Source organism: Mycobacterium sp. NGS54 (assembly GCF_059812465.1).
This window is the reverse complement of the sequence record NZ_JCALCS010000027.1, coordinates 1-403: the sequence shown is the minus strand read 5'-3', so window position 1 is coordinate 403 and position 403 is coordinate 1. Positions and strand designations below refer to the sequence as shown.

Here is a 403-nt window from a genome sequence, read left to right as displayed (position 1 = left end):
CAGGTTCGCACCGGTCTGCAGCGCCCCGTTGATCTCGGCGCTAAGCGCACCCAGGGACAGCGTCAGCGAGGGCAGGCCAGGGAACGTAAACGGCGGGAGGCCCGGCAATGTGATGCTGCCCGACAACAACGCACTCAGCAATGCGTTGAGCTCGCCACCGAGCGCACCCAGGGACAGCGTGATCGCCGGCAGGCCCGGGAAGGTGAACGGCGGCAGGCCCGGCAAGGTCAGGCTGCCCGACAACAACGCATTCAGGCCGGCGGTGAGGTTGGTGCTGAGGCTGGCCGCCAGGTTGTTGAGCCCGGCCCCGAAGTTGGCCGCCAGGGTCTCACCGGTCTGGATCAACCCGCTCAGGTTCGCACCCAGGTTCAAGCTGCCGTTCAGCGCCGCGTTCAACGACGCA

General features: G+C 67.5%; 1 protein-coding gene. It reads right to left on the bottom strand.

What is annotated here, in order from left to right; all coding sequences use genetic code 11:
- Positions 1–403 (bottom strand): hypothetical protein (locus AC5Y5E_RS30380; RefSeq protein WP_499907723.1); only part of this gene is annotated, 403 nt, incomplete at both ends.